Raw genomic sequence first — 6,388 nt, 5'->3', positions numbered from 1 at the left:
ACTCCTAGCAGGCAAATACAGCTGACACTTGAACTGCAATGCCGCTGACAGCCATGCCTCAGCCAATCCACAGCCCTTCTACCCTGACCTGCAGCCCGCTCTCCGTACGGTTCAGGTAATTGACCAGGCCGCTGTGACGCCACTGGAGCATGCACATGCTGGGCTGGAAGTAATAACGCATGCCGATCTTGGGGTCCACCCTGCTTTTGGCAATCAGCCCCTCGTACCCTTCGGCGATGTAATAGCCATATCCTTGAAGCCTTTTTCCCTTGGGGTCAGTGGCCCGGTCACGCACCAGACGATGACGCCGGTGCGCAGGTCAACTTCCTTGACCACTCCGCAGTGGGTGATGGGGCATCCGCAGGACATGCCCAGGGGGCGGCCGATGAGGATGTCGCCGGGGGCAATCTCCATCTCCCGGGTAATGATCGGGTTGTGGGGAATGATGATTTCCCTGGGTCCCGGCTCTTCGGGAAAATGTTCCAGGTAGAAATCGAATTCCCGCCCCAGGGAATCGGTCCACTGGGCGTCGTCCTGATGGACTGCTGTGGTTATGCTGCTCTCGACACCCAAGCAGCCGCCGCAGCCTGAAGGGGCAGGTCTCTGCTGTTCGGAATAATCGGAACCTGCATGGATATTGGTGGAAAGATGGATGCAGCGAGGCAGAAGGCCGGGGTCGGTTTTCAATCTGGCAGCAAATTCCTCGCAGAGACGAAAACCGCAGACCCCACAGTTCAAGCCGGGAAGATCGTTTATATCTATCATTCTTGCTGATTCACTCATTGTTGATGCTCCTTTACCCTATTAATACAAGTTTTATTAACCACGAATCGCACGAATGGCCACCAATGAAGAGCAAAACCTCAAGGTTTCAAAAATTCGTGTTTATTCGTGTCATTCGTGGTTACCGCTTTTCAGGTTTGTTAATTATTTGTGCAGCAAAGACATCAATAAAACGATCCACTTCCTTCTCTGTATTGAATCGGCCAAGGGTTATACGTAGCGAACCGCGTGCCCGCAGCTGGTCGTAGCCCATGGCCGACAGAATGTATGAAGGCTCACTGCCATGGCTGGCGCTGCAGGCGCTGCCGGTGGAAACAGCAATGCCCGCATCGTCCAAAGCCATGAGGAGCTTGATGGTCTCCCCTTCCCTGCCGTCTATCCCGAGACAGAGATGCCCGGGCAGGCGCCGGTAGCGGTGGCCGATTAGGTAGGCCTGGGGGATGCGCTGAAGAAGGCGATCCAGAAGGCGGTCACGCAAACAAACCAGTCTGGCCGTTTCTGCCGACATGCCATTTGCGGCGATGGCTGCTGCCGCACCCAGGCCGGCAATGCCGGCGACATTCTCCGTTGCCGAGCGCAAACCCTTTTCCTGACCGCCTCCGTGGATAAGGGGCGAAAGCCTGACTCCTTTTCGGATGTACAGAGCCCCTACCCCCTTGGGACCATGGAACTTGTGGGCGGAAAGGGAGAGCAGATCCACCGGCAGCGTCCTCATATCCAGAGGAATCTTCCCCACCGCCTGCACCGCATCACAGTGGAATACCGCCCCATGGTTGCGGGTAATGAGTGCCAATTCCGCAATGGGTTGCAAGGTCCCCACCACGTTATTGGCAGCCATCACCGATACCAGTCGGGTAGTGGGCCGCAGTGCTACCGCAAGGGCTGCCGGATCGACGATGCCATCGCCTCCCACCGGGAGCCGGGTAATTGCGACACCGGAACGTTCCAACGCCCGACAAGCCATAAGCACCGCCGGATGTTCGATAGCCGTCGTGATAATGTGACAGCCAGGGGGCTGAGCCCTGGTAAAGCCGGCAAGGGCCAGATTGGAAGCCTCGGTGCCGCTTGCGGTAAAGACGATCTCATCGGTACCGGCACCTATAAGATCAGCAAGTTGCCCACGGGCATATTCAACGGCCTGGCGTGCCTCCAGCCCATCCAGGTGCATGCTGGATGGGTTGCCGAAGATGTTGTCCAGAAAAGGAAGCATCGCCTCCCGTACCCTCGGATCCAGCGGTGTGGTGGCTGAGTTGTCGAAATAGATCCGTGTTGACATGATCATTCCCCGCGATAGAAGGTCTGGTTTTCCAGGGGCCGGACCACGCCAAAGTGGGACTGCCAGCCGATTTCTTTCTTGCCGACACAGATGGTGCAGGTCCCCACCGGCGGATTGCCACGGAGCAGCATACGCTGCGGGGTGTGATCGCCGTTGAAGAGCACATCCGGGCTCTGATCCAGATAATCCAGGAGCGGATCGATACCGATGCCATGCAGGGCATGAACTTCACGTATCTTTACCAGAGGCGCCACATCCTGGATGCGAGCGCGGAAAACCTCCCGCTCAGCCTGGGAGACCCTGTCGATCTTTGTCACCACGGCAATGTCCGCCAATGAAAGCATCGGCCCCACCTTGAGCGGCAGGTTCATGCCGCTGGTCGCCTCAAGGACGATCATGCCCAGAGCCCCTTCCACATATGGTGAACAACGCAGACACAGCCCCGCCGTCTCCACCAGCAGCACCTGGCATCCTTCCTTCCTCGCCCACTGCAGGGCGTCACCCAGCACCATGACGTTGCAATGGTCAGGCAGAGTTCCCCCGAGTAAACCTTGCGCGTGGGAATGCCGAACTCTCCGGCAAAGGCCAGATCCTCATCGGCATACTGAACGTCGATCTTCAGGAATGCGCCTTGCGTCCACCGGCAAGGATCTTACGAACCATGTGCCGTAGTACGGAAGTTTTGCCGGTGGTGGCCGGCCCTGCACAGATGACCAGTTTCATGCCAATCCCTCCAGTTCCAATCCACCCAGATTTTCGCCAAGCCGCATCTTCTCACGCAAAGCAGACAGAATATCGTCCAGGCGGCTTACCTGGTGGGAAAGTCGCTGTTCCTGTTCGTCGGTATGCAGCACTTTTGTCATCGTTCCCTTTTCCATGACGATGCGATAGTCCGATAACAGGGCAATGCGGGGATCGTGGGTGACGAAGATGAAGATCTTGCGGTACTGGCGCAGCAGCTCCAGGGCGCGGGTACGGTGGATGCCGGCATTTTCCACCTCATCCAGAAGAACGATGGGGGTATTGCAGATGATGGTGGCATCGGCAATGAGCAGGGCGCGGGTCTGACCGCCGGAAAGCTCGGTCATGCGGCTGTCCAGGGCAATGGCTTCGCCGGTCAGCTGGTTGGCAAAGTCCAGGGTTTCGGCAACGATCTGCTCTCCCTCTATGCCGTCCGTACTGCGGATACGGGCATGGGTACTGAGAAATTCCTTTACGGGAAGATCGGAGAGAAAGGTGGTGTGCTGGGTAATCAGGGCAATAGGATTGCGGGAAGGATCATAGCGATATTCAGCCTCAGGCAAGGCGCCGTTGATGAGCACCCTGCGGCCCGTGGGCGTGCTGCCATCGGCAAACAGCTCCAGGTCATTTATCAACGTGGTCTTCCCCGATCCGGTCGGGCCGACAATGCTGACCACATCCCCCATCTTCAGCTCCAGCCTCTCTACCGCCTCTGCCGCTCCATTCTTGCCTTTGCCGCCGATAATCGTAATACTTGTTACCATTGCTTTTCCTCCTTTTCCTACCGGTTTTGTCGTATTAATGAACAAAAAAATCCAGCTCTTTTTACCTTCTGAAACGAGGATTTTTGTTCCGGCAAGGACATCACGGGATTGCGCGGAGGCGTACATCTGTATGCCGCACAAGCAAGCCCGCTGATTGACACAGCCAGGGCAAAAAAGAACCGTTTCATTCGCTCACGTCCGCCAGGGTGGTATTCTCCAACTTATCTGCAATGTAGTCTCGGATATCCTTGAATACGGAAATGAGTTTCTGCTCTTTCTCAATGGGGGTCGACTCGTAAAAGTAGACACTGACCGATTCCGTGGGAGCCAGCGCCCCATCAAAGAGCCTGATCACCTCGGCAAGATGGATCTGGTTGGCAGGTCTGGCCAGGGCATAGCCCCCTGCCTGGCCCCGCAGACTGCGGAGAAATTTGGCCCGCTTCAGGATCAGCAGGATCTGTTCGAGAAATTTTGGTGGAATTCCCTGTGCTGCGGCGATGGTCTGGACAGGGATAAGATTGTCACCGCCGTTACGGGCCAGGTATATGAGTGCAAGAAGAGCGTATTCGCTGCGGGAGGTTAATTTCACTGAAGACCTTTTATGACTAAATTTATAGGAATAGTAAATTAAGAGCTCTTTCATGTCAAGGGAAAGTTAATATCGTCTTCACCTGCTGCAATAGATCCAAGGGACACTAAAGATGTGAATTCACAGGTGGCGCTCATGCCAACGCCGCACTGCTTCCACATCCCCCATGACACCACCCACATCGGCCGGAATAGTGCTCTGCTCATAATGGCCGGTAAGGACCACATGGGGAGAAAGCTCCCCGGTAGAGTAAAGTTTCCAGATCTCCCTGCCGTAGTCCGTGGTCAGAAGTTCTGGTGCGAAACGGCCGAAGTAGGCGGCCATGTTGTCCACGTCCCGCTGCAACATACCTGCTGCATTGTTGTTCCCCGCGGCATCGATGGCCTGTGGCAGATCAATGATAACTGGACCGTTGCTGTCGACGAGCACGTTGTACTCGGACAGGTCGCCGTGGACGAGCCCTGCGCAGAGCATAAGAACGATCTGCGAGATCAGCACACTGTGGAATTCGCGGGCCTGGGGTCCGGTCAGCTTTACATCGTTGAGCCTCGGTGCGGTGTTGCCGCTATCGTCCACAATCAGCTCCATCAGCAGAATTCCACCGACACAACTGAATACTTGCGGCACGCGAACCCCAACGGAGGCAAGGCGCTGCAGCGCATTCACCTCTGCATTCTGCCAGGCATCCTCCTGCTCTTTTCGGCCATACCTGGTGTTTTTCACTATGGCACGCGCCTGGCGGCTGTTCCTCACCTTGCGACCTTCCTGGTACACGGCCTGTTTGCTGAAGCTCCGGCTCCCCGCGTCCTTGTACACCTTTGCGCAGCGAAGCTCTCCCTTGGAGCGTACGACATAAACATCCGCTTCCTTGCCGCTCATCAACTGACAGACAACCTCGTCCACAAGGCCGTTAGTAACCAGTATTTCGAATTTTTCGGGTATTTTCATATAAGTGTTATTTCCTCAACACAAGTGAGCCACTTTCGGCGGCTCCCCTGCTCGTTTCGTTATTGTGGCGTTCAATGGTCTGGGCAGTTCCCAAGGTATTGATAAGGCATAGTCAGGATCGAGTGGACGTGAGGTGATATACCATGCAGCAATCGATGGCTGACTATACCACATGTCCCCCTTGCAGTCTATCAGGACAGTAGACAGTGCTTGGAAGGCTACAACCACCGCTTCCTTTTAAAATATAAGAGGAGAAAAACAGCCACTATGGTCATCAGGAACAGGCAGGCATAATACCCCCACTGCCAGTGCAGTTCGCATATTCTGGAAATTCATGCCATAGAGTCCGGCGATGAAGGTGAGAGGGATGAAGATGGTGCCGATGATAGTGAGGAACTTCATGACTTCGTTCATGCGGTTGCTGATGCTGGAGAGATAGACATCCAGCATGCCTGCCAGCATGTCGCGGCTCGCTTCGATAGTATCGATCACCTGGATGGTATGGTCATAGAGGTCGCGCAGGTAGACGACGACCGTCTCGCTGATAAGCCTTGATTCCCGGCGTTCAAGGGCACCAATTACCTCGCGCAGGGGCCAGACCGCCTTGCGCAGGAGAATCACCTCCCGTTTCAGCTGGTGGATTTCCCGCACCGTTTCGGGGCGCGGGGTGGTCACCACCGCGTCCTCCAGTTCCTCGATCCGCTCCCCCACCCGTTCCAGGACCACGAAATAGTTGTCGACAATGGCATCCATGAGGCATAAGCCAGGTAGTCCGCCCCCAACTCCCTGATCCTGCCTTTACCGCTGCGAAGACGCTCCCTGATGGGGTTGAAAACATCCCCCTTCATTCCCTCCTGAAAAGAAATGAGAAAGTTGCTGCCAAGAACCAGGCTCACCTGTTCGGTGACGGTTCTTCCATCTTCCCCGGTGTATAGCATTTTCAGGACGATGTAGAGGTAGTCGCCATAATCCTCCACCTTTGGCCGCTGGTTGGTGTTGAGGATGTCCTCAAGGACCAGCGGATGGAGCCCCTGGCAATCCCCCACCTGCCGGACAATCTCCACTTCGTGGAGTCCCTCCACATCTATCCAGCTGACCATGGAGGTATCGGAGTAATAGAAGCATTCCTTAAGTGCCTTTATCTCCTTTTCCTCACAGCCTCCGGCATGGTAATCCATAACGGTGATCTTGATTTCCCGGTCGCTCTTTTCGCCAATGTGGACAAGGGTGCCGGGGGGCAGGCCGCTTTTGATCGATCTCTTGATTTTTTTCGTCATTGCCTATTGC

9 protein-coding genes are annotated in these 6,388 nt (G+C 55.6%); all 9 read right to left on the bottom strand.

Features of this window, described 5'->3' with window-relative positions:
* Positions 1-58: 58 nt before the first annotated feature.
* Positions 59-199 (bottom strand): hypothetical protein, encoded by a 141-nt coding sequence (locus JCM15764_RS25150; RefSeq protein WP_243689413.1) that lies wholly within the window; start codon positions 197-199, stop codon positions 59-61.
* 14 nt (positions 200-213) lie between these two features.
* Complete coding sequence (locus tag JCM15764_RS18650) at positions 214-783, bottom strand: (Fe-S)-binding protein (RefSeq protein WP_243689412.1); 570 nt, start codon at positions 781-783, stop codon at positions 214-216.
* A 121-nt stretch (positions 784-904) separates the two neighbouring features.
* On the bottom strand, positions 905-2,059 hold the full coding sequence (locus JCM15764_RS18645) for a cysteine desulfurase family protein (protein ID WP_054698368.1): 1,155 nt from the start codon (positions 2,057-2,059) through the stop codon (positions 905-907).
* A gap of 2 nt (positions 2,060-2,061) precedes the next feature.
* Positions 2,062-2,571 carry a cobalamin biosynthesis protein gene (locus JCM15764_RS18640; protein ID WP_243689411.1) on the bottom strand — a complete coding sequence of 170 codons (510 nt, stop codon included), beginning with the start codon at positions 2,569-2,571 and terminating at the stop codon, positions 2,062-2,064.
* Positions 2,572-2,778: 207 nt separating this feature from the next.
* Entirely contained in the window at positions 2,779-3,564 is a 786-nt protein-coding gene (locus tag JCM15764_RS18635; protein ID WP_054698366.1) for an ATP-binding cassette domain-containing protein, read from the bottom strand.
* A gap of 184 nt (positions 3,565-3,748) precedes the next feature.
* Positions 3,749-4,153 carry an RrF2 family transcriptional regulator gene (locus tag JCM15764_RS18630; protein WP_054698364.1) on the bottom strand — a complete coding sequence of 135 codons (405 nt, stop codon included), beginning with the start codon at positions 4,151-4,153 and terminating at the stop codon, positions 3,749-3,751.
* Between the two features lie 120 nt (positions 4,154-4,273).
* Positions 4,274-5,101: a PA4780 family RIO1-like protein kinase gene (locus JCM15764_RS18625; protein ID WP_054698359.1), complete on the bottom strand. Its 828-nt coding sequence runs from the start codon at positions 5,099-5,101 to the stop codon at positions 4,274-4,276.
* A 237-nt stretch (positions 5,102-5,338) separates the two neighbouring features.
* Positions 5,339-5,854 (bottom strand): CorA family divalent cation transporter, encoded by a 516-nt coding sequence (locus JCM15764_RS30305; RefSeq protein ID WP_439645337.1) that lies wholly within the window; start codon positions 5,852-5,854, stop codon positions 5,339-5,341.
* Complete coding sequence (locus JCM15764_RS30300) at positions 5,773-6,378, bottom strand: CorA family divalent cation transporter (RefSeq protein WP_439645336.1); 606 nt, start codon at positions 6,376-6,378, stop codon at positions 5,773-5,775. The genes JCM15764_RS30305 and JCM15764_RS30300 overlap by 82 nt, the downstream gene beginning before the upstream one ends.
* Positions 6,379-6,388: the final 10 nt, after the last annotated feature.

This window comes from Geotalea toluenoxydans JCM 15764 (genome assembly GCF_001311985.1).
Lineage (GTDB): Bacteria > Desulfobacterota > Desulfuromonadia > Geobacterales > Geobacteraceae > Geotalea > Geotalea toluenoxydans.
Note: the sequence above shows the minus strand (reverse complement) of the source record. Positions and strands in the feature narration are given on the sequence as shown.

Coding starts and splice junctions, on each gene's coding strand:
- JCM15764_RS30305 (WP_439645337.1), bottom strand. CDS start 5,854: ATGGATGCCATTGTCGACAACTATTTCGTGGTCCTGGAACGGGTGGGG.
- JCM15764_RS18650 (WP_243689412.1), bottom strand. CDS start 783: ATGAGTGAATCAGCAAGAATGATAGATATAAACGATCTTCCCGGCTTG.
- JCM15764_RS18640 (WP_243689411.1), bottom strand. CDS start 2,571: ATGGTGCTGGGTGACGCCCTGCAGTGGGCGAGGAAGGAAGGATGCCAG.
- JCM15764_RS18645 (WP_054698368.1), bottom strand. CDS start 2,059: ATGTCAACACGGATCTATTTCGACAACTCAGCCACCACACCGCTGGAT.
- JCM15764_RS18635 (WP_054698366.1), bottom strand. CDS start 3,564: ATGGTAACAAGTATTACGATTATCGGCGGCAAAGGCAAGAATGGAGCG.
- JCM15764_RS30300 (WP_439645336.1), bottom strand. CDS start 6,378: ATGACGAAAAAAATCAAGAGATCGATCAAAAGCGGCCTGCCCCCCGGC.
- JCM15764_RS18625 (WP_054698359.1), bottom strand. CDS start 5,101: ATGAAAATACCCGAAAAATTCGAAATACTGGTTACTAACGGCCTTGTG.